Consider the following 21,981-nt stretch of genomic DNA (forward strand, 5'->3'; position numbering starts at 1 on the left):
AGTATGAGCAATCGAAAAGTTCCGTTACGAAAATGTATTGCGACGCAAGAGATGAAATCAAAACGAGAGCTCGTTCGCATTGTTCGTTCCAAAGAGGGCGAAGTGTCTATTGATTTATCAGGAAAAAAATCAGGACGAGGTGCATATTTGTCAAAAGATAAAGAATGCATTATTCAAGCCCAAAAGAAAAATATTTTGGAACATCATCTAAAAGCGAAAATCGACAGTTCTCTGTACGAAGAGCTTCTTGAGCTTGTTGAGAAGGAGTCGAAATAAGTGTCCGATTGGAAATCGTTTTTAGGACTAGCAAACCGCGCTCGAAAAATTATTTCGGGTGAAGAACTCGTTTTAAAAGAAGTACGAAGTGGCAAAGCAAAGCTTGTATTGCTTTCTGAAGATGCGTCAGCGAACACTACAAAACGTATCATTGATAAAACCACGTACTACAACATACCAATGAGAAAAGTCGAAAATCGACAACAATTAGGGCATGCGATTGGGAGAGACGAGCGAGTCGTTGTAGCTGTGTTAGATGAAGGCTTTGCGAAAAAGCTACGTAGCATGCTCGATACAAATTACCGGGGGTGAAGGTATGAGTAAAATTCGAGTACATGAATATGCAAAAAAAAATAATATCTCAAGTAAAGATCTTATGACAAAACTAAAAGAGATGAATATCGAGGTTTCGAATCATATGACAATGTTAGAAGATGAAGTAGTAAACAAATTAGATAATCAATATAACACTGGAGCGGAAAAACCTTCTGTTGCAGATGAGTTTGAAGTAGAAGAGAAAGTTGTTCGCAGTAAAAAGAACAGCAATAAGAAGAAGAAAAAAGGCAAAGGAAATGAAGACAAACGTCAAGATAACTTTGCTGGAAGACAACAAACGCAAATAGTAGAAACACCAGATAAAATTACTTTCTCTGGAAGCCTTACAGTAGGTGACCTTGCTAAAAAGTTAAGCAAAGAGCCATCTGAAATTATTAAAAAGCTCTTCATGCTAGGAATTATGGCAACAATTAACCAAGATTTAGATAAAGATACAATTGAGTTAATTGCTACTGATTACGGTATTGAAGTAGAAGAAGAAGTAGTTGTAAGTGAAACTGAATTTGAAACATTCATCGATGAGCAAGATGATGAAGAAAACTTAAAAGAACGTCCAGCTGTTGTTACAATTATGGGACACGTTGACCATGGTAAAACAACTTTACTTGACTCTATTCGTAATTCAAAAGTAACTGCTGGCGAAGCTGGCGGGATCACTCAACATATTGGTGCATACCAAGTTGAAGTAAACGATAAGAAAATTACATTCTTAGATACGCCTGGTCACGCGGCATTTACAACGATGCGTGCTCGTGGTGCGCAAGTAACGGATATTACAATTCTGGTTGTTGCAGCTGATGACGGTGTTATGCCACAAACAGTAGAAGCGATTAGCCATGCGAAAGCAGCTGGAGTACCAATTATTGTGGCTGTGAATAAAATGGATAAACCAGCGGCAAATCCTGATCGTGTAATGCAAGAATTAACAGAATATGAATTAGTTCCAGAAGCTTGGGGCGGAGACACAATTTTCGTACCAATTTCTGCAATTCAAGGCGAGGGAATTGACAACTTGCTAGAAATGATTCTTCTTGTAAGTGAAGTAGAAGAATATAAAGCAAATCCAAATCGCTATGCAACTGGTACTGTAATTGAAGCGCAGCTTGATAAAGGTAAAGGAACTATCGCGACATTACTTGTTCAAAACGGTACACTTCGAGTTGGAGATCCAATCGTTGTTGGGACATCATTCGGTCGTGTTCGTGCAATGGTAAGTGATATTGGTCGTCGTGTAAAAGTTGCCGGTCCATCAACTCCTGTTGAAATTACAGGTTTAAATGAAGTACCACAAGCGGGCGATCGTTTCATGGCATTCGCTGATGAGAAGAAAGCTCGTCAAATCGGTGAATCACGTGCACAAGAAGCATTAGTTGCACAACGTGGTGAGAAATCTAAATTAAGCCTTGAAGATTTATTCCAACAAATCCAAGAGGGCGATGTAAAAGAAATTAACTTAATTGTGAAAGCAGACGTACAAGGTTCTGTAGAAGCAATGGCAGCATCACTTCGTAAAATTGATGTTGAAGGCGTAAAAGTGAAAATTATCCATACAGGCGTAGGTGCGATTACAGAATCAGATGTTATTTTAGCTTCTGCATCTAATGCAATTATAATTGGATTCAACGTACGCCCTGATGTAAATGCGAAGCGTACAGCTGAATTAGAGAACGTTGATGTTCGTTTACACCGTATTATCTATAAAGTAATCGAAGAAATCGAATCAGCAATGCAAGGTATGCTGGATCCAGAATTCGAAGAAAAAGTAATCGGTCAAGCGGAAGTTCGTCAAACGTTCAAAGTAACAAAAGTTGGAACAATCGCAGGTTGTTACGTAATAGACGGTAAAATTACACGTGATAGTGGCGTTCGTATTATCCGTGATGGCGTAGTAATTTTCGAAGGACAACTTGATACGTTAAAACGTTTCAAAGACGACGTAAAAGAAGTTGCACAAAACTATGAGTGTGGTATTACAATTGAGAGATATAATGACCTTAAAGAAGGGGACATCATTGAAGCGTACATTATGGAAGAAGTGAAGCGATGATTATCGCTTCACTCTCATTCGAGTGTATGATTTACGATGTGCATTCTTTAAAAGAGAAACGAGCAATTTTGCAACGTGTGTTAACTCGTGTGAAACAGCGCTATAATGTAGCTGTTTCTGAAGTTGGGCATCAAGATGTATGGCAACGTACAGAAATTGCAATTGTTTCCGTATCCTCAAATCGTGTTGTCTGTGAAAAAGAAATGAATCGTGTACTTGAGTATATCGATTCATTTCCTGAAATTGAACGTACGATAACACAATTGGAATGGTATTGAATGAGGTGAAGAATTATGAAATTACGTGCGAACCGTGTAGGCGAGCAAATGAAAAAAGAATTAGGCGACATCATCAGTCGTAAAATTAAAGATCCACGTGTCGGATTTGTTACAGTAACAGATGTACAAGTGAGTGGAGATTTACAAATTGCTACAGTATATATTTCTGTTTTAGGTGATGAAGAACAGAAAGAAAGTACATTAAAAGGTTTAGCGAAGGCAAAAGGCTTCATTCGTTCAGAAATTGGCCAACGTATTCGTCTTCGTAAAACACCGGAAATTTCCTTTGAATTTGATGAGTCTATCGGATATGGTCATCGAATTGATACACTTTTACATGAAATTAATAAAGAAGGTAAACGTGAAGAATAATGGATAGACAATTGTCTATCCATTTTTTCAATGCAAAATAAGTTTTGGATATTTACTATGAAAGAATTATGATGAGGTGAACATATATGGAAGGTGTAGTATTATTACATAAGCCAAAAGGCATGACATCACATGATTGTGTATTTAAATTAAGAAAGATTTTACGTGAGAAACGAATTGGTCATACGGGAACATTAGATCCGGATGTAACAGGAGTATTACCTATTTGTGTTGGACGAGCAACGAAGATTGCACAGTTTTTAACGAGTGAAACGAAAACATATGAAGGTGAAGTGACATTAGGATTTTCAACAACAACTGAAGATGCTTCTGGTGAAGTTGTGGAAACAAAAAATGTTGACCGTGTTATTACTCGTAAAGAAGTAGAAGGAGTTCTTGCAGAATTAACAGGTACGATTGAACAAATGCCTCCGATGTTTTCAGCTGTAAAAGTTAACGGGAAAAAATTATATGAATATGCAAGAGCAGGACAAGAAGTTGAACGTCCAGTTCGTACAATTACAATTCATGAATTTGTATTACTTGATGAACATGAAGTTTTTGAAGGGGAAAACGTTTCATTCCGTTTCCGTGTAACGTGTAGTAAAGGAACATATGTAAGAACGCTAGCAGTAATGATTGGTGAAAAACTTGGTTTTCCATCACATATGTCTCACCTTGTAAGAACAGCATCTGGTGAATTTTTACTAGAAGATTGCATATCATTTGAAGAAATTGAAGAAAACGTGCAAAATGGAACAGTAGAGTCTATTTTCATTTCAATTGATGAGGCGCTAAGTAAGTTTCCAAAAATGGTTGTAGATGAAAAGCAAGCAGAGAAAATAAAAAATGGTATGTTCTTAAAGAATGAATTAGAAACAACAGCACCATTTATTACAGTATTTGATAAAAATGATCGTTGCTTAGCAATTTATGAGCACCATCCAAAACACCCTGGTATGCTAAAGCCAATGAAAGTACTTGTGAATAATCAAGAACTAAAGCTATAATGAATTATTGGAAGGATTATTACAGAAAAAGGTGAATTCAAGCGTGAAACTTATTCATTTAACTCATCCACATGAACAAAATAAAATAGAATTACCACCTACTGTAATGGCATTAGGATATTTTGATGGCATTCATTTAGGACATCAACGTGTAATTCGAACAGCGAAAAAAATAGCGGATGAAAGAGGATGTAAAAGTGCTGTCATGACGTTTCATCCACACCCATCTGTTGTATTAGGAAAAAAAGAAGCGCATGTGGAGTACATTACACCGATGCGCCTTAAAGAAGAAATCGTCGCAAGTTTAGGAATTGATATATTATATGTGGTGAAATTCGATGAACCATTTGCTGGATTATTGCCACAACAGTTTGTCGATGATTATATTATTGGTTTAAATGTAAAGCATGTAGTAGCAGGCTTTGATTATTCATATGGACGTTTAGGAAAAGGGAAGATGGAGACTTTACCATTTCATGCAAGAGGGGAGTTTACACAGACCGTGATCGAAAAAGTTGAATATCAAGAAGAAAAAGTAAGTTCTACTTCATTACGAAAGTTAATTCGAAATGGCGAAATGGAACAAATTCCATCTATTTTAGGAAGAGCATACACGGTAGAAGGAACAGTTGTGCACGGTGATAAGCGTGGACGCCAAATTGGTTTTCCGACTGCAAATGTAGGTTTAAGTGATGAATATTTGTTGCCACCTGTAGGTGTATACGCAGTAAGGCTGAAAGTTCATGATGAGTGGCATGATGGCGTATGTAATATCGGATATAAACCAACTTTCAAAGAGAATGAGCGTCAATTATCGATTGAAGTACACCTATTTGAATTTAATAAAGACATATATGAACAAAGTGTTACAGTAGAGTGGCACATGCGTATAAGAGAAGAAAAAAAGTTCAATGGTATTGATGAGTTAGTTGCACAAATCGCTCGGGATAAAAAAGTTGCCCAAGAATATTTTGCGAGCGTAAAGAATACACTTGCTTTTTCAAATGAAAAGTAGTATTCTATGTTATGTACTTTATGACAACCATTGCTTGGCATTGCGACTCACCGACGCTTGCTAGGTAATTGGGGGTTTAATTAATAGGAGGTGAAATAGGATGGCTTTAACACAAGAGCGTAAAAATGAAATCATTGCACAATTTAGAACTCATGAGACTGATACTGGTTCTCCAGAGGTTCAAATTGCTGTCCTAACGGAGCAAATTAACACTCTAAACGAGCACTTACGTACTCACAAGAAAGATCATCATTCACGTCGTGGTCTATTAAAGATGGTTGGTAAACGTCGTAACTTACTAACTTACCTTCGTAATAGCGATATCACACGTTACCGTGAATTAATCACAAAGCTTGGCTTACGTCGATAGTCAAAGAAGCGGGAATATTCCCGCTTTTTTGTTAGGTAAAAATATATCTTCTACGCTTTATAGCTTACTTAATTTTCGGCAATACTAGAGGTAGAATATTGTGATATACTATCCATTTACATAGAAGAATTGAATACTTTAAATTGAGAGGGGTACTTAAATGAGTCAAGAAAAGCAAGTCTTCTCGATAGATTTAGCTGGTCGCCAGCTAACAGTTGAAACTGGTCAGCTTGCAAAACAAGCGAACGGAGCAGTATTAGTAAGATATGGCGATACAGCGGTTCTATCTACAGCAACTGCATCAAAAGAGGCTAAAAATGTAGATTTCTTCCCACTTACAGTAAACTATGAAGAGCGTTTATATGCAGTCGGAAAAATTCCAGGCGGTTTTATTAAACGTGAAGGTCGTCCAAGTGAAAAAGCAATTTTGGCAAGTCGTTTAATCGACCGTCCAATTCGTCCGCTTTTCGCAGATGGTTTCCGTAACGAAGTACAAGTTGTCAGCATTGTAATGAGTGTTGATCAAGATTGTTCTTCTGAAATGGCAGCTATGCTTGGTTCTTCATTAGCGTTATCGATTTCAGATATTCCATTTGAAGGCCCAATCGCTGGTGCAACAGTTGGTCGTATTAATGGCGAATTCGTTATTAATCCAACAGTAGAACAGCAAGAACAAAGTGATATGCACCTTGTTGTAGCGGGTACGAAAGATGCAATTAACATGGTTGAAGCAGGAGCAGATCAAGTACCTGAAGAAACAATGTTAGAAGCAATTATGTTTGGACATGACGAAATTAAACGTCTGATTGCATTCCAAGAAGAGATTGTACAAGCTGTAGGTAAAGAGAAATCAGAAGTGAAACTTTACGAAGTTGACGCTGATATTAATCAAGCTGTACGTGAAATGGCTGAGAAAGATATGCATTCTGCAATTCAAGTGCATGAGAAACATGCACGTGAAGATGCAATTAACGAAGTGAAAAAGCGTGTAATTGAGCATTACGAAGCTCAAGAAGCTGACGCTGACACATTAGGACAAGTAAATGAGATTTTATATAAAATTGTAAAAGAAGAAGTACGTCGTCTTATTACAGTTGAAAAAATCCGCCCAGATGGTCGTAAAGGTGATGAAATTCGTCCTTTAGCATCAGAGGTTGGTATTTTATCTCGTACACACGGTTCTGGTTTATTCACACGTGGACAAACACAAGCATTAAGTATTTGTACATTAGGTGCATTAGGCGATGTGCAAATTTTAGATGGTCTTGGTGTAGAAGAATCAAAACGCTTCATGCACCATTACAATTTCCCATCATTTAGTGTTGGTGAAACAAGACCGATGCGTGGACCAGGTCGTCGTGAAATTGGTCACGGTGCACTAGGAGAACGTGCTCTTGAGCCTGTAATTCCATCTGAAAAAGATTTCCCATACACAGTACGTCTTGTATCTGAAGTATTAGAATCAAATGGTTCAACTTCACAGGCAAGTATTTGTGGTAGTACTTTAGCAATGATGGATGCTGGTGTTCCGCTTAAAGCTCCAGTTGCTGGTATTGCAATGGGTCTAGTTAAATCTGGTGAGCATTACACAATTTTAACTGATATTCAAGGTATGGAAGACCATTTAGGCGATATGGACTTTAAAGTAGCAGGTACAGCACAAGGTGTAACTGCACTGCAAATGGATATTAAAATCGATGGTTTATCTCGTGAGATTTTAGAAGAGGCATTACTACAAGCGAAAGTTGGTCGTATGCACATTCTAGATCATATGTTATCTGTTATTGCAGAGCCACGTACTGAATTATCAGCTTACGCTCCAAAGATTATTACAATGACAATTAACCCAGATAAAATCCGTGACGTTATTGGACCAAGCGGTAAACAAATCAATAAAATTATTGAAGAAACTGGTGTTAAAATTGACATCGAGCAAGATGGTACAGTATTCATTTCTTCAATAAATCAAGAAATGAATGACAAAGCGAAGAAAATTATCGAAGATATCGTTCGCGAAGTACAAGTAGGTGAAATCTACGAAGGAAAAGTAAAACGTGTCGAGAAATTCGGTGCTTTCGTTGAATTATTCAGCGGTAAAGATGGATTAGTTCATATTTCTGAACTTGCACTTGAGCGTGTAGGTAAAGTAGAAGACGTTGTGAAAATCGGTGATGTGATCACAGTTAAAGTTATCGAGATTGACAAGCAAGGTCGCGTGAACCTATCTAGAAAAGTATTGCTAAAAGAAGAGCAAGAAAAAGAAGCTGCTAAAGAAGAAAATAAACAAGAGCAGCAATAAGTAAAAGCCAGTTTAACTGGCTTTTTTTGTTATGTAAAAAATGTGATTCATATAGATTTTTATGTGAGTATAGGTATAGTTTTCATCATAACGCTCAAATTAACAAAGATAAGAAGAAAATGGTTTCTTTTTTTATAGTTAATGGGAGGGTTTTTTATGAAAGTTCGTATATTGGCATACATATTTATATTTTCTTTATATGTGGGTTTTGGCTCTTATTCAGTCTTTGCACAGGATAGCTTGCATGAAGAGATTCGAAAGCATGCAAAACAGTACGAGATCTTACCGCAAAATGCGATGATTGATAAGATTTGGAAAGCGACGCCTGGGTATAATGGAAGACAAGTGGATATAGAAGCGTCCTATAATAATATGAAGAAGCTCAAGAAGTTTGATCACAAACAACTTGAATTTAAGGAAGTATCACCAAGTGTCCACTTAGCAGATTTATCACCAGCTCCCATTTATCGAGGACATCCAAATAAAAAAATGGTGGGATTAACAATTAATGTGGCCTGGGGTAATGAGTATTTGCCACGTATATTAGAGATATTGAAAAAACATGATGTGAAGGCGACTTTCTTTTTAGAAGGGCGTTGGGTGAAAGAAAATTTACGATTTGCAAAAATGATTGTGGATGCAAATCAAGAAGTAGGAAATCATTCTTACACACATCCTAATATGAAAACGCTATCTGCGGATGAAATACGAGATCAATTACAAAAAACGAATCGAATGATAGAAGCAGCTACGAATCAAAAAGTGAGATGGTTTGCCCCGCCAAGCGGAAGCTTTCGGGATGAGGTAGTAAAAATAGCGAATGATTTCCAAATGGGGACGATTATGTGGACTGTAGATACAATTGATTGGAAGCGTCCAGAACCGGATGTACTATTGCAGAGAGTAATGCGAAAAATCCATCCAGGTGCTATTGTGCTAATGCACCCTACTTCATCTACAACAGAAGCGTTAGATACTATGATTAAAAATTTGAAGGAACAAGGATATAAAGTGGGGAATATTACAGAATTACTAGATGAAAAACGTGTGGATTAAATACATTTGCATGACATTCATCTGTAAACTTGTTATCATTAAACAATAGCAATTATTTAGAGAAACTGGCAGTAGGAGGAAAGTTTTTGATTAAAAAATATACTTGTAAAAATGGTGTAAGAATTGTTATGGAGAATATACCAACTGTACGCTCGGTTGCAATTGGGATATGGATCCATGCAGGTTCAAGAAATGAAAATGAAAAAAATAATGGAGTTTCGCACTTTTTAGAGCATATGTTCTTTAAAGGGACAGAAACGCGAAGTGCAAGAGAGATTGCAGAATCATTTGATAGCATTGGTGGACAAGTAAACGCTTTTACTTCAAAAGAATATACATGTTACTATGCGAAAGTGCTAGATGAGCATGCTAAATATGCTTTAGATGTATTAGCGGATATGTTCTTTAACTCAACATTTGATGAGGAAGAACTGAAAAAAGAGAAGAATGTCGTATGTGAAGAAATTAAAATGTACGAAGATGCTCCAGATGATATTGTGCATGATATGTTAACGAAAGCAACATATGAAACGCATCCGCTTGGATATCCTATTTTAGGAACAGAGGAAACGCTTGAAACATTTACAGGTGATACGTTACGTCAATATATTAAAGATCACTATACACCTGAAAACGTAGTTGTATCAATTGCTGGAAATATTGATGAAGCATTTGTTCAAACTGTGGAACAATATTTCGGTAATTACGAAGGAACAACAAATCGTGAACAAGTACATAGCCCAATTTTCCACTTTAATAAAGTATCACGTAAAAAGGAAACAGAACAAGCTCATTTATGTTTAGGATATAAAGGCTTGCAAATGGGACACGAAGATATTTATAACTTAATTGTATTGAATAATATTTTAGGTGGTAGCATGAGTAGCCGTTTATTCCAAGAAGTACGTGAACAACGTGGATTGGCATACTCAGTATTTTCTTACCATTCTTCTTATGAAGATACAGGTATGTTAACGCTTTACGGTGGAACAGGCAGTCAACAATTAGATACACTGTATGAAACAATGCAAGAAACGTTAGATACGTTAAAAAATACAGGTATTACAGAAAAAGAGCTTGTTAATAGTAAAGAACAATTAAAAGGAAACTTAATGTTAAGTTTAGAAAGTACCAATAGTCGTATGAGTCGTAACGGTAAAAACGAACTGCTTCTTCGTAAACATCGTTCTCTTGATGAGATTATTGAAAGTGTAAATACTGTAACAAAACAAAATGTAGACGAATTAATTCGCAACATGTTTACCGATGAATTCTCTGCAGCACTTATTAGTCCAGATGGAAAACTGCCAAAAGGAATGAAACTTTAATCGGTTTTGTAATTCATTCGCTTTTGGAAATAACCGTATCTCTTTTATATGAGATACGGTTATTTTTTTTAGATATGCAGAATAGGTACTTATTATAGGATAACCTTCATGAAAAGTAGGATAGGGGGAGATTTAATGCGTTTAAGTGAATTAAGTGGCAAAGAGATTGTGGATTTAGAAAGAGCAGAAAAAATGGGAGTTTTAGGTCATACAGATTTAGAAATTGATGAGAGAGATGGACAAATACAAGCGCTTATTATACCTGTTGGGAAATGGGGAGGTTTTAAAAGAGAACAGCAAGAAATGAGAGTAGAATGGAGCAAAATAAAGAAGGTGGGACATGATATGATACTTTGTGATCTTACGAACCATTCAAAATCGGAGTGAAAGATGACCATTTTGGTTGTCTTTTTTATTTTTATATAAAGTGAAACTTTAATTAGTGGGGGTTTTGTCCGTCCCCCACTGATTATTAGCCCACACCAATCATAAATCACGTGTGCTTTTTGCTTTTCAATCACCTCAAACTCGTACATTACATATGATGTGGAGGAAAAAGAAAAAGTAGGCATTTTTCTTATAAATGAAAGAAAAAGAAGGTGAATTAGGGAATGTTGACTGAGATGCATATTGCTGTCATAGGAGGAGATGCACGGCAGCTAGAAGTAATTCGCAAGCTAGTCGAACTGGACGCGAAACTTTCATTAATAGGGTTTGAACAGTTAGATCATGGCTTCACAGGGGCAGCAAAAGAAAGTATACAAGATTTAGATTTCACTTCTTTAGATGCGATTATTTTGCCGGTTGCAGGGACGAATGCCAAAGGAGAAGTAGATACTATTTTTTCAAATGAAAAAGTTTCCATAACGAAAGAACAAATTGAAAAGACGCCAGAAAACTTTACTATATATTCAGGTATTGGTACACCTTACTTGGAAAATCTCGTGTCTACTACAAATCGCAAACTGGTAAAATTATTTGATCGTGATGATGTTGCAATCTATAACTCTATTCCGACTGTAGAAGGTACATTAATGATGGTTATTCAACATACTGATTACACAATTCATGGGTCGAATGTAATGGTTTTAGGATTTGGTAGAACTGGTATGAGTGTAGCAAGAGCCTTTCAATCATTAGGAGCACATGTCAAAGTTGGAGCGAGACGTTCGGAACATATTGCTCGTATTACAGAAATGATGTTTTCTCCTTTTCATATGCAAGACATTGAGAAAGAAGTAAGCAATATCGATATTGTTATTAATACAATTCCGCATCTCGTGGTAACGGCAAGTGTACTTTCACGGATGCCTGCTCACACGTTAGTTATAGATTTGGCTTCTAAGCCAGGTGGAACGGACTTTCGTTATGCGGAAAAGCGAGGCGTGAAGGCACTATTAGCACCTGGTCTTCCTGGAATTGTTGCACCGAAAACAGCTGGGCAAATTTTAGCGAATGTTCTTTCTCAGTTATTAATAGCAGATGCAAGTGCAAAGGAGGAGGATGAGAAATGAGTTTGAAGGGGAAACGAATTGGCTTCGGATTTACAGGTTCACATTGTACGTATGAGGAAGTTATGCCGCATCTAGAAAAGTTAATTGCAGAAGGTGCGGAAGTGCGTCCAGTTGTCTCTTATACTGTCGAATCAACAAATACTAGATTTGGCGAAGGGGCAGAATGGATTAAAAGGATTGAAGAAATAACGGGATTTAAAGCAATAAATTCAATTGTCGGAGCAGAACCATTAGGACCGAAAATCCCGCTAGATTGTATGGTAATTGCTCCTTTAACTGGAAATTCGATGAGTAAATTTGCTAACGCGATGACAGATTCTCCAGTATTAATGGCGGCGAAGGCGACGCTTAGAAATGGAAAGCCTGTTGTGTTGGCTGTATCGACGAATGATGCTTTAGGTCTTAATGGGGTAAATCTAATTACACCAACAAGGTGACAACAAAGCATAAACGCTTATATGTCGCCATCTTGAGGGAGCTTAGGGTAAAGCACAAGTTCGAAATCATCGAGCCTTTGCCACTTTTCCTTTTTATAAACAGCCTTTTCTAAAACCGACTTTAGGAGGCTGTTTTTCTTTTTTGGATCATCTGTTTTAAAGTATAGATCAAGAACATGCTCTACTTGAGGAATTGTATCTTTCTTCACTTTTTCCTTCTTAATTTCTGTTTTAATTTCTTTCTTTAAGTTTTCCATCGTGGAAGTAATTTCAGTAATGCGATCAGAAACTACATTCGAACGTTCTAAAAACATATCGACTGTGTAAACGCCACGTTCTAATAAATCATGTAAATTACCTTTTTGTTTTTGGACATCCACTAATTCTTTTTCAAGCTTACGTAATGCAGCTTCATTCATTTGAATAACTTGTGTTTCTTTTAATTTGTCATCTTGCTTATGTTTTTCAAAATCAGCTTTATAGTTGATGTACCATTCTTTTAATGCCTCGAGTAAACGCTTCTCAATTAATTCCGTATAGCTTGATTTGTTTTCGCAACCGCGATGCTTACAATCCATCGTTTCTTTTCGGTTCTTCGGATAACGTTGGACCATACTATAACCACATTTACTACATTTAATAATACCAGCTAGTGGATTTTTAATTCCATTCGTATTGTAAGGAACGTGATACCTTGAATTTAATTTTTCTTGTACTTGTTCAAACAAGCTTTCGGGTATGATAGGCTCATGTTTTCCATCAGCAATAATCCAATCTGATTTATCTTGTCTTGCACAGCTACGTTTTACAGCATCAGGCCGTTTTACTTCTTTTCGCTTTTGCCATGTTACTTTTCCGATGTACACATTATTCTTTAATATATCTAAGATACTATAAGGATTCCAATCATTCTCTAACTTACTTTTGTAGCCAAGGTCATTTAACTTGTTTCTAATTGCACTCGCACCCATATCTTCATTTGCATACCAATCAAATATCATTCTTACAACAGAAGCTTCTTCTGAATTAATCGTTAACGTACGCTCTCGCTTATTTAAACGATGGATATCATATCCGAATGGCGCATGTGTGCCAAGGTAATTTCCAGCCTCTACACTTGCGATACGGCCGCGTTGCATACGACGTGTAATAATCTTTAACTCCTTACGTGCCATAAACGCTTCAAATTCGCTATATTCTTCGTCCCACTCATCATTAAGGTCATAAGTCTTCCTAGGTGTCATAATCTTCGTATTCGAGCGTTTAAACGTTTCTAAAATGATTCCTTGCTCCTTCATACCACCACGACCTAAACGGTCCATATCCATACAAAGAACAACATCATATTTGTTATCTTCAATTTCTTCAAGCAGCGCTAACATCTCAGGACGTTTCACTAAGCTCTCACCAGAAACGATTTCCTCACGGACAGCTAAAACATTTAAGTTCATTTCCTTGGCAATTTTCAGCAGGGTAGAGCGGTGCTTTGCTAACGTTTCACCTTCGCCACGTGCTTCAGCTTCGAGATCGGCGCGGGATTTACGTAGATAGATTGCAGTTTTCATAATTAGACCTCCTTGTTAGTAGTTATTATATAGAAAGTTAAGATGCTAAAGAAGTAAGTGTACTTAATAGTAAAATATAAAGCCCCCAAAAGGGACTTTATATGAATAAATATTTATGAAGTTATGTATTTTTACCTTCATTTGATAAAATGAAAAGAGGAGGTTTTTTATGAATCAATTTTTTAATGACTTTATTAATTTAACTCAAGGTCAGTTGTTAGTTAAATATTGGTGGTTATGGTTAATTATAATTTGTAGCACTATTTTTGTTGCGTATTTAAGGTTTGATAGAAATGGTTAATCCTTTTTTAAGCAAAATTGTACGAATTTTATTCCATAATCAGTAATTTTAACATAGGTATCATGAGTCATTTTACCTGTGAAATCTGTCTTGAATCGCTCTCCCATTTCAATAAAACCATATGATTGCAAACGGTGCATTGCACCTAGTTTTTCATAATTACTCGTTGCACCCGAGATAACGGAATCTACAATTACTCTTTCATATTGATCGAAAAGGTATAAGATACTGTTGCACTCTATTAAAGTCATCTTTGCTAAAGTATCTAAAAAGAATTTTTTGTTATCATAGTTAACTTGTTTTGGATGTAAGACGTTATTTATGAAATAAGTTTTAAAATAGTTCCGTTTTTCTTCAACATGTTCACGTTCAACTTTTTCATTTAAATCTTCAATGATACTTAGTAGTTCATCCATATCAAGAGTTGCCGATGAATTTTGTTCGGAAGTTTTTAGAGCAATCATTTCTTCTGATAGCTCATTATAAAAAGATTCAAGTCGCTTAAGTTTCTTTTCTTTTTGATAACCATAGAAAGATGTTGAAATAGCCCCACCGATAGTTGGAATTAGTTGTAAGCAGGCTTCTATGCCTAGATGTACTTTTTCTTTTGGAGTTAATTTAACGTCGTTAGGATTCATTATAATCACTTCTTTCGTTTATATTTTCTCTAATAAAAAATTCATTGGCTAGGAGAAGTTTATAAAAATGATATTTTATTGAATAGTAACAAATTTCGTAAAGAATGCCTTACGTTTTGTCTTATCATATACGTATGGATCGTCAAACTTTTTGACCCAAGATTTGTCTTCAACTTTTAAATCTTCAATTTTAAAGCCTAAGTGTGTATTTAAAGATTTTCTATCCAAGTTGATATTGTATGTTTTTCCTTCATATGGAAGAGTCATCTTTACAGCATTTAAATCTGGAAATTGTCTTAGTAATCTTGCAGGTTCGCTTACAAATATTTTCTCAATAGTATTTCCAGTTGAAAAATATTGTTTATATTGTTCTTCTGTATTTAAGCTAGTAGGGTTAGCTGATTTATAGGATGCAAATGAATCATGGAATGTAATTTCAGCCTCATTATTGTTAAGTTTCATTTCTTTAATAAAGCTGCTACCTCTGATGTTTTTAGCGTAAGACACGAACTCTTTTTGCTTTTCATCAGCATCCTTTTGTTCTTTAGCCTTTTGTTTTTCTTCGGCTTTTAGCTTTTCATCAGCTTCTTTTTGCTCTTTAGCCTTTTGTTTCTCTTCAGCTTTTAGCTTTTCATCAGCTTCTTTTTGCTCTTTAGCTTTTTGTTTCTCTTCGGCTTTTAGCTTTTCATCAGCTTCTTTTTGTTCTTTATCTTTTTGTTTTTCTTCGGCCTTTAGCTTTTCTTCAGCTTTTTGTTTAGCGAGAATTTCTTGTTTTTCTTGTGGTGTAATGTTCATGTTAACTACAATTAATGAAATGATAGATAAAACAAAAGCTATACCTGTAAGCTTAAAGTATTTCTTAGTGGTTGGTTTCTTTTTTAAACGAAACACTAATGATGTAATTAGTAAAATGAACGTGGCTATCATTGCTATTGCAAATAGAAATGAGAAAAATATTTTCATCTATGTAACTCCTAACTTATAAAGTTGTATTTTAAATTCATATTAATAGGTTTTTAAACGAGCAAAATTTTCTGGAATCCCATAGATTTCAGCTATTTCTTGAATTGATAGATTAGTATCTTGATATTCAGAAATCATTTCATCAGGTAATAAGAGCTCGACTGCAAATGTATTTGCTTCAATCTCTAACCTATCTACAGAATACAGAGTTTTATTTCTTAAAAATGGGGTATTTGCTTTTGGGTGTAATAGGGCATGTCCAAGTTCATGAGCACACACAAAACGTTGAGTAGTTTCGTCGATTTGATTATTAATATGAATGAATTTAAAGCGTTTGTATGTGTTGTAAAAACCAAGAGTATTCCCAAGGTCTTCAAACAACACTATAATATTTTTTCGTCTAGCAATTTCAAATGGATTTGTTGTTTCATGTTTTTCTGCGATTTTGAGTGCGTATTCTTTAATTTCCATTTCTCGCTCCGTTCAATCTTTTTTATACTTGTTTGGAGTGAATTTTTGTTTTGCTAATTGTTTTGCCATGCGCATTGAGTTCTCCAGAGAAATACGAATCATTTCTTTTGTATGGTCGTCTATTGGTTCTCCATCAAACATTAACGCTTCATCACTGTTTTCTAAATCCTTTAATGTTTTTTCTAAGTCACGTGCAATATCACGTTCATCTTTAGGAGATAATTTAATATCGTTTGGTTTATTAAGATAACCAATTTCCTCTAATAAATTTGTCTTATCTTTATTTATAGCTTTAGCAATTTGCTCAATGACAGCTAATGTTGGCTCAACAGGTTTTCCATTTCGAGGGTCTATACCCTTTTCTAATTTATCTATATAAGAATGGCTTAGTTGGCAACGTGTAGCAAATTCTCTTAATGAAAGGTTACGTTCTTGACGGTATTCACGTATTATCATGCCTAATGTTTTCATATCTTGTCCCTCCTTGAATACAATTGTAATCTATCGTTTACAAAAAAGCTAAAAAAACAATGTACTTCATGGTTGACGTAATGTATTCAACGGAGTACAATTTATTTTGTAATCAAATGAATACATAGGTGGTGATTGAATGAACCATGTAGCAAAAATTCGTAAACAATTGAATATGTCACAAGACTCACTTTCTAAAAAAGCGAAGGTATCAAGGCCATATTTATCTAATATTGAAAATTTGAAAGTACAACCTAGTGTCGGGGCTGCCATTAGAATCGCTAAAGTTTTAAATAAGCGGGTTGAGGATCTTTTTTAATTAAAATGTAAACCATAGTGTACAAAGGGGTGAGAAAATGCCATCAACTAACATGGCAGTACCAACAGATCAGTCGCATAAACATATAAAAAGCACTTCAAGAGGTGACACCATGAGCCAACAAGAAGAATATGCAGCGACTTATGAATTTGGAAAAACGAAAGTCCATGTTGTGGCTCCTGAGCCAAAATCGCAAAAGGATATTGATAAACTCCTTCAAGCATATTACAAGGCTGGTTGGGCCATCATCAAAGAAATGCAAGTGAAAGAAAACATTGAGGAATAGTTCCTCTCTTTTTACATGAAAAATAGACAAGTTACATATGTACTAAATTCATTGTAACCATTTGAAAACTAAATATGGAGGCGAACAGATATGGGAACAAGCATATACTGCAATTCAGCAATAGGGGAATTATTACAGAATGCTAGAGAATGTTGTGATAATGTTCAGCTGAAAACGAAGAAAGGACTATCTAAGTACCTTGGTATTACACATGAAAGATTAACCCGTATTGAATCTGGACTTTCTAAACCAGAATTTGAGCTTGCGATGGATTGGTGTCATGCAACAGGAGCAAAGTTGAATCAACAAGCGATTAAACATATTTATGGTGTTGGGTTACCGCCTACAGATCCACGTTTAACTCAAGATGTAAATCTACAATTGATGAACTACATTAAACAGGCTGAAGAGGGGATTATAGCAGCGAAGGAAATCATGAACTTACAAGTTGCAACAAGGTCATGGAAGCTGGACGAAAAGAAGAAATATGAATACGCAGTTCATGCAAAAGAAATCTTCGATACAATCCAAGCTACTCAATGTGTAGTACAAGCTCTTGAGCAGGTTCATTTTGGCATTATGGAACAAATACAAAGAAGTTGGTTGCAAAAGGCTATGGCGGAGAACGTCATTATTCAATCGGTGGATAGCTTAATGACTTTAACAAAGGTGCTGTAAAGGGGGAAGGAAAATGACTGTAGATTATAAGAAACCAAGTTTAAGAGAATATAAGGAACTAATTCGCTATGATGCAAAACTAGCTGGTGAGATTAAAATAGCGAAAATGCTTGGTGAGGATTCAAAATCAGTTGAATTAAAGCAAGAGAAGAAATTGTTGGGGATTCGAATCAAAATTATTGAAGCATCATTCATTTTGAAACATAAATGGGCAAAAGAAAAAGCTACCGCCTAGACAACAGTAGCTCAGAAATATATCGATAAAGCAATTATAACATTATATAAATATTTTGGACAAGCACTGTGCTTGTCGTTATGACCAGAAAGGGAGTGTTCCTCCCATACCTCTACAATGTTCCTTTCTGGTTGTAACGATGTGCACAACATTAATTTAACAAGAAGTGAGGTGGGAAATTATGAACATCCAAGAAGCCACTAAATTGGCAATAAAGCAAAATAGATATATTTCGCGAGTACATTTTATAAACACCTTTAGGGTCAAACTTAAACCAACAAATACGTATGATTTATGCAAAACTTATTCTTTAAATCCTGGTGAAGTTGAGCCACGCAGGGCATGGAGTCCACGAGCAGATGATCTAATTGCTGATGATTGGATAGTTATTGATTAGGGCATCCAAGATTTTATCTCTTTAGCAGCTTTGTATCCTTTTTTTAGAAGAGTATTTTCTTCATAATACGCAATTCCTGCTGAAAGTAAAGTAGTCATATAAGCAATACTGTCTGCTTCATATATAGATACAAAACCTTCCTCTTGTAAATGAAATAAAGCTTTTGAAATTGATTTGTCAGTTTCATCAGGACATAGTTCCTGGAATCTTTCGAAAGAAAATATTTCAGTTTCGTGTTTTTTATACTCAGTCGTCATGTATTTAAATAGTATTTCGGATAGTTTAATCATTTTCATATAGTACACCTCCCTTCAAGGAAGATTATACCAAAATAATAGGTTTTTAAATATTTTTATAGAAATAGACAAGCCACTGTGCTTGTCGTTATGACCAGAAAGGGATTGTTCCTCACATCCCCCTACAATGTTCCTTTCTGGTTGTAACGATGCGTACAGCATCAATTCAAATAGAAAGGAGATGTAATTCATGACACATAAATGTGATCGTCTTCATGATCTAGTTCTTCCAGGAGACTTTTCATTCGCGAATAAACTTCATAACTGTATGGTTGCATGTATTCATAACATGTTTAATGCAGAATCAACCGAAGAATCAAATCGCTGGGAAGAAGAACTGGAGCGATGTATGAAAGAATTTAAAATGCTTCGTGATACAAAAGAAGAACATGAGGTATCGAAGAGTTATCGTGTAGTGATTAAAGATTTAAGAGCAAGAGGAGTTAACGCCTCATTAGTAACACGTATAAAATAAAAAATCTATCACTTGGCAGAGTGATAGATAAATGGTTTTGCAAATGATCTTAGGATTAATTATATCAAATTAGCATTCGTATAACAACGGAGTGTGCTGCATGCTTTTAGACAAATCATTACATAGAGTGTTGCTGAACCCTAAGGTATTTCAGCAAGCGACCTCAGAGCAACACCTAATTTACTTAGTAAACCAATATCTCAAAATAGGATACAAGAATTATCGCTTATTACGTGTAGAGGACGGATTCGCGATATGTAAACGGGAGGATGAATAATATGGCAGTTTATAGACCAGTACATGTTTCATTTTGGCAGGATTCATTTGTTTTAGATCTTACACCGGAGGAAAAATATTTCTACTTATATTTGATGACAAACAGTAAGACGTCTCAATCAGGAATCTATGAGCTTCCACTTCGTATCATTGAAACTGATACAGGGTACAACCGAGAAACTGTTATGAAACTATTAGAACGCTTTGCAGAGTACGGGAAAATTAATTACAACCAAAAAACAAAAGAGCTGTTCTTAATCAACTGGTTAAAATTCAATCCGATTAAAAATGTGAACATTGAAAAGTGTGTATTAAAAGAAATTCAATCTGTGAAGGACCAGGATTTTTTAGTTGATTTCTATGAAACTTGCTTGGAATTAGAAGTGCAACAAGACTTTAAGATTCCAAGAATTAAGGAGTATTTATTAGTACGTTTGGAGGGGCTTATAAGGGGCTTCCAAGACCCTAGCAAGGAAGAAGAAAAAGAAAAAGAAGAAGAAAAAGAACAACAACAAGAAGAACGCGCAGGCGCGGAAGAAGTTGTTGAGGTTAATCCAATTTCTTTTTACGAGCAGAACTTCGGATTCATTACACCTTTTATCGCAGATGGTATTCACGCTTGGATAGAGGATTTAAATGCAGAGCTAGTTGTAAAAGCTATGGAGATTGCTTTAGAGAAAAATACGAGAAACATGTCCTACGTAAATACGATTTTACGAGATTGGCATCTTAAAGGATTGAAAACAGTAGCAGATGTTGAAGCAGCTGATAAAGAATTTCGTACTCAACGATTAGCAAAGGCTCAACAACCGACGCAAACTTCTTATCAACAAAAAGGCTTATCAGAATCTACTAAGAACGTAATACAGCAGCAACAATCATGGGAGAAAAACATTCCAACGGATGAAGAACTTGCAGCACTTAATCAACAAAATGGGTGGATGGTTCAATGAGTAACGATATGATTCGTAACGCAGAAGCTGAACAAAGTGTTTTAGGTAGCATTATCCAAGAAGGCGATTTAATTAAAGATTGCCAGCTAAAAACAAAACAGTTTTCTTTACCAACACATCAAGTGATTTTTAAAGCGATGAGAGAATTAGAGGATGCTGAGGTTCCAATAGACCTTGTTGCTCTCATGGGGAAATTCGATGAAAGCTTTATGAATCAAATTGGTGGAATTGAATTCTTTGTAAACCTGACAGAAGTTGTAACAACAACTAAAAACTTCTCGTATCATGAAGGTTTAGTGATTGAAGCTTGGAAGATGCGACATGCTCAAGAGGTTGCTGGCAACTTATATAATCGTCTTCAGCATGAAAGAGATATAAGTGCTATTAGTACATCGATTGATGAACTAAGCGCTATTGAAGAAACAGGTTATTCAGATGAATTTAATCTAAAGCAAACCCTAGTTGATCTGTATAAGAACATGCAAATTGATGTAGGAGATTTAACCGGTATACCAACTGGTTATGACGACTTAAACAGAATGACAGCAGGACTACAAGAAGGTGATTTAATTATTGTCGGTGCCCGTCCTTCGATGGGGAAAACAGCATTTGTATTAAACATTGCTTTCCATGCAGCGAGTGCTCATACAGCAACAGGCGTCTTTTCGCTAGAGATGGGAGAAGAACAGTTGCTTAAGCGGATGATTTCAAGTACTGGAAATATAGATGCTACGAAATTAAAGAATCCTAAAAAACTATGTAATTTAAAGGATTGGGAAAAGATTAGTCAGGCAATGGGGTTAATTAATGATTTGCCATTAGAAATTTACGATAAAGCAAATGTAACGATGCAAGAGGTTTACGCAAAGGCTAGGAAACTAAAGCGCAAATACCCAGACAAAAAGGTGCTAGTCGCAATTGATTACTTGCAGCTTATTGTAGGTGATCCAAAGCACAAAGGAAACCGCATGCAAGAGATTGGTGAGATTAGTCGTAAGCTAAAACTTATGGCAAGAGAGCTAAATGTATGTGTGGTTGCATTATCACAATTAAGTCGTGCTGTGGAGAGCAGGCAAGATAAGAGACCGTTACTATCAGACTTACGTGAGAATGGTCAAATTGAGCAAGATGCAGATTTAATCGCATTCTTATATCGCGAAGATTATTACGACCGTGAAACAGAAAATAAAAATATAACGGAAATTATTTTAGCGAAACAGAGAAACGGTCCAGTTGGTGTTGTTGAACTAGCATTCATTAAAGAATTTAGTAAGTTTGTAAATTTAGACCGAAAGCTTTGTCATCAACAGGAGGCTTAA

27 protein-coding genes and 1 pseudogene are annotated in these 21,981 nt (G+C 35.7%); 22 read left to right on the plus strand and 6 right to left on the minus strand.

What is annotated here, in order from left to right; all coding sequences use genetic code 11:
- Window positions 1-3 precede the first annotated feature (3 nt).
- The 14 genes and pseudogenes from rnpM to dpaB form a co-directional block, all read left to right on the plus strand.
- Window positions 4-276, plus strand: a complete 273-nt coding sequence (rnpM, locus tag BAU28_RS14085; protein ID WP_000071123.1) for an RNase P modulator RnpM — start codon at window positions 4-6, stop codon at window positions 274-276.
- On the plus strand, window positions 277-588 hold the full coding sequence (locus BAU28_RS14090) for a YlxQ family RNA-binding protein (RefSeq protein ID WP_001286519.1): 312 nt from the start codon (window positions 277-279) through the stop codon (window positions 586-588).
- 4 nt (window positions 589-592) lie between these two features.
- Window positions 593-2,659 carry a translation initiation factor IF-2 gene (infB, locus tag BAU28_RS14095; protein WP_071718860.1) on the plus strand — a complete coding sequence of 689 codons (2,067 nt, stop codon included), beginning with the start codon at window positions 593-595 and terminating at the stop codon, window positions 2,657-2,659.
- Window positions 2,656-2,937, plus strand: a complete 282-nt coding sequence (locus tag BAU28_RS14100) for a DUF503 domain-containing protein (RefSeq protein ID WP_017151268.1) — start codon at window positions 2,656-2,658, stop codon at window positions 2,935-2,937. Before infB ends, BAU28_RS14100 begins: the two co-directional genes overlap by 4 nt.
- A 15-nt stretch (window positions 2,938-2,952) precedes the next feature.
- On the plus strand, window positions 2,953-3,309 hold the full coding sequence (gene rbfA / locus BAU28_RS14105; protein ID WP_000776443.1) for a 30S ribosome-binding factor RbfA: 357 nt from the start codon (window positions 2,953-2,955) through the stop codon (window positions 3,307-3,309).
- Between the two features lie 86 nt (window positions 3,310-3,395).
- Window positions 3,396-4,319: a tRNA pseudouridine(55) synthase TruB gene (gene truB / locus BAU28_RS14110; protein ID WP_048371625.1), complete on the plus strand. Its 924-nt coding sequence runs from the start codon at window positions 3,396-3,398 to the stop codon at window positions 4,317-4,319.
- A 43-nt stretch (window positions 4,320-4,362) separates the two neighbouring features.
- Window positions 4,363-5,334 carry a bifunctional riboflavin kinase/FAD synthetase gene (gene ribF / locus BAU28_RS14115; protein WP_071718861.1) on the plus strand — a complete coding sequence of 324 codons (972 nt, stop codon included), beginning with the start codon at window positions 4,363-4,365 and terminating at the stop codon, window positions 5,332-5,334.
- A gap of 100 nt (window positions 5,335-5,434) precedes the next feature.
- Window positions 5,435-5,704: a 30S ribosomal protein S15 gene (rpsO, locus tag BAU28_RS14120; RefSeq protein WP_001229392.1), complete on the plus strand. Its 270-nt coding sequence runs from the start codon at window positions 5,435-5,437 to the stop codon at window positions 5,702-5,704.
- A 160-nt stretch (window positions 5,705-5,864) separates the two neighbouring features.
- Window positions 5,865-8,003, plus strand: coding sequence for a polyribonucleotide nucleotidyltransferase (gene pnp / locus BAU28_RS14125; protein WP_071718862.1), 2,139 nt, complete (start codon window positions 5,865-5,867; stop codon window positions 8,001-8,003).
- Between the two features lie 156 nt (window positions 8,004-8,159).
- Complete coding sequence (locus BAU28_RS14130) at window positions 8,160-9,059, plus strand: polysaccharide deacetylase family protein (protein ID WP_071718863.1); 900 nt, start codon at window positions 8,160-8,162, stop codon at window positions 9,057-9,059.
- A gap of 86 nt (window positions 9,060-9,145) precedes the next feature.
- Window positions 9,146-10,387 carry a M16 family metallopeptidase gene (locus BAU28_RS14135; RefSeq protein WP_002173079.1) on the plus strand — a complete coding sequence of 414 codons (1,242 nt, stop codon included), beginning with the start codon at window positions 9,146-9,148 and terminating at the stop codon, window positions 10,385-10,387.
- 135 nt (window positions 10,388-10,522) lie between these two features.
- Window positions 10,523-10,774: a YlmC/YmxH family sporulation protein gene (locus BAU28_RS14140; RefSeq protein WP_048371618.1), complete on the plus strand. Its 252-nt coding sequence runs from the start codon at window positions 10,523-10,525 to the stop codon at window positions 10,772-10,774.
- A 224-nt stretch (window positions 10,775-10,998) separates the two neighbouring features.
- Window positions 10,999-11,901, plus strand: a complete 903-nt coding sequence (gene dpaA, locus BAU28_RS14145) for a dipicolinic acid synthetase subunit A (RefSeq protein ID WP_002173077.1) — start codon at window positions 10,999-11,001, stop codon at window positions 11,899-11,901.
- A pseudogene (gene dpaB, locus BAU28_RS14150) lies at window positions 11,898-12,323 on the plus strand (dipicolinate synthase subunit B); the annotation flags it as partial. The gene dpaA and the pseudogene dpaB, both read left to right, overlap by 4 nt.
- Window positions 12,324-12,355: 32 nt before the next feature.
- Here dpaB and BAU28_RS14155 read toward each other — a convergent pair.
- The 5 genes from BAU28_RS14155 to BAU28_RS14175 form a co-directional block, all read right to left on the minus strand.
- Window positions 12,356-13,903: a recombinase family protein gene (locus tag BAU28_RS14155; protein ID WP_071718864.1), complete on the minus strand. Its 1,548-nt coding sequence runs from the start codon at window positions 13,901-13,903 to the stop codon at window positions 12,356-12,358.
- Window positions 13,904-14,200: 297 nt separating this feature from the next.
- On the minus strand, window positions 14,201-14,842 hold the full coding sequence (locus BAU28_RS14160; protein WP_071718865.1) for a hypothetical protein: 642 nt from the start codon (window positions 14,840-14,842) through the stop codon (window positions 14,201-14,203).
- A gap of 75 nt (window positions 14,843-14,917) precedes the next feature.
- A complete protein-coding gene (locus BAU28_RS14165) occupies window positions 14,918-15,805 on the minus strand; it encodes a hypothetical protein (protein ID WP_071718866.1) in 888 nt (295 codons plus the stop codon).
- A gap of 42 nt (window positions 15,806-15,847) precedes the next feature.
- A complete protein-coding gene (locus tag BAU28_RS14170) occupies window positions 15,848-16,276 on the minus strand; it encodes an ImmA/IrrE family metallo-endopeptidase (protein WP_071718867.1) in 429 nt (142 codons plus the stop codon).
- Window positions 16,277-16,288: 12 nt separating this feature from the next.
- Entirely contained in the window at window positions 16,289-16,747 is a 459-nt protein-coding gene (locus BAU28_RS14175; RefSeq protein WP_071718868.1) for a helix-turn-helix domain-containing protein, read from the minus strand.
- Window positions 16,748-16,886: 139 nt separating this feature from the next.
- Between BAU28_RS14175 and BAU28_RS14180 the strand changes: the two genes are divergently transcribed.
- From BAU28_RS14180 to BAU28_RS14200, 5 genes are all read left to right on the plus strand, one after another.
- Window positions 16,887-17,066: a helix-turn-helix transcriptional regulator gene (locus tag BAU28_RS14180; RefSeq protein WP_070173703.1), complete on the plus strand. Its 180-nt coding sequence runs from the start codon at window positions 16,887-16,889 to the stop codon at window positions 17,064-17,066.
- Window positions 17,067-17,103: 37 nt separating this feature from the next.
- Window positions 17,104-17,352 (plus strand): hypothetical protein, encoded by a 249-nt coding sequence (locus BAU28_RS14185; RefSeq protein ID WP_071718869.1) that lies wholly within the window; start codon window positions 17,104-17,106, stop codon window positions 17,350-17,352.
- A gap of 90 nt (window positions 17,353-17,442) precedes the next feature.
- Entirely contained in the window at window positions 17,443-18,030 is a 588-nt protein-coding gene (locus BAU28_RS14190) for a sporulation sigma factor-processing peptidase (RefSeq protein WP_071718870.1), read from the plus strand.
- A gap of 13 nt (window positions 18,031-18,043) precedes the next feature.
- Complete coding sequence (locus tag BAU28_RS14195; protein WP_071718871.1) at window positions 18,044-18,265, plus strand: RNA polymerase subunit sigma; 222 nt, start codon at window positions 18,044-18,046, stop codon at window positions 18,263-18,265.
- A 181-nt stretch (window positions 18,266-18,446) separates the two neighbouring features.
- Entirely contained in the window at window positions 18,447-18,662 is a 216-nt protein-coding gene (locus BAU28_RS14200; RefSeq protein ID WP_071718872.1) for a Thoeris anti-defense Tad2 family protein, read from the plus strand.
- Here the strand turns inward: BAU28_RS14200 and BAU28_RS14205 are convergent.
- Entirely contained in the window at window positions 18,659-18,958 is a 300-nt protein-coding gene (locus BAU28_RS14205; protein ID WP_071718873.1) for a lactate permease, read from the minus strand. The two genes, BAU28_RS14200 and BAU28_RS14205, sit on opposite strands and share 4 nt — an antisense overlap.
- Window positions 18,959-19,148: 190 nt before the next feature.
- On the opposite strand from BAU28_RS14205, the gene BAU28_RS14210 reads away from it, so the two are divergent.
- From BAU28_RS14210 to dnaB, 3 genes are all read left to right on the plus strand, one after another.
- Window positions 19,149-19,433 carry a hypothetical protein gene (locus BAU28_RS14210; RefSeq protein WP_071718874.1) on the plus strand — a complete coding sequence of 95 codons (285 nt, stop codon included), beginning with the start codon at window positions 19,149-19,151 and terminating at the stop codon, window positions 19,431-19,433.
- 278 nt (window positions 19,434-19,711) lie between these two features.
- On the plus strand, window positions 19,712-20,662 hold the full coding sequence (locus BAU28_RS14215) for a DnaD domain-containing protein (RefSeq protein WP_071718875.1): 951 nt from the start codon (window positions 19,712-19,714) through the stop codon (window positions 20,660-20,662).
- Window positions 20,659-21,981, plus strand: a complete 1,323-nt coding sequence (gene dnaB / locus BAU28_RS14220) for a replicative DNA helicase (RefSeq protein WP_071718876.1) — start codon at window positions 20,659-20,661, stop codon at window positions 21,979-21,981. Before BAU28_RS14215 ends, dnaB begins: the two co-directional genes overlap by 4 nt.

The organism is Bacillus paramycoides (assembly GCF_001884235.1).
GTDB classification, from domain to species: domain Bacteria; phylum Bacillota; class Bacilli; order Bacillales; family Bacillaceae_G; genus Bacillus_A; species Bacillus_A paramycoides.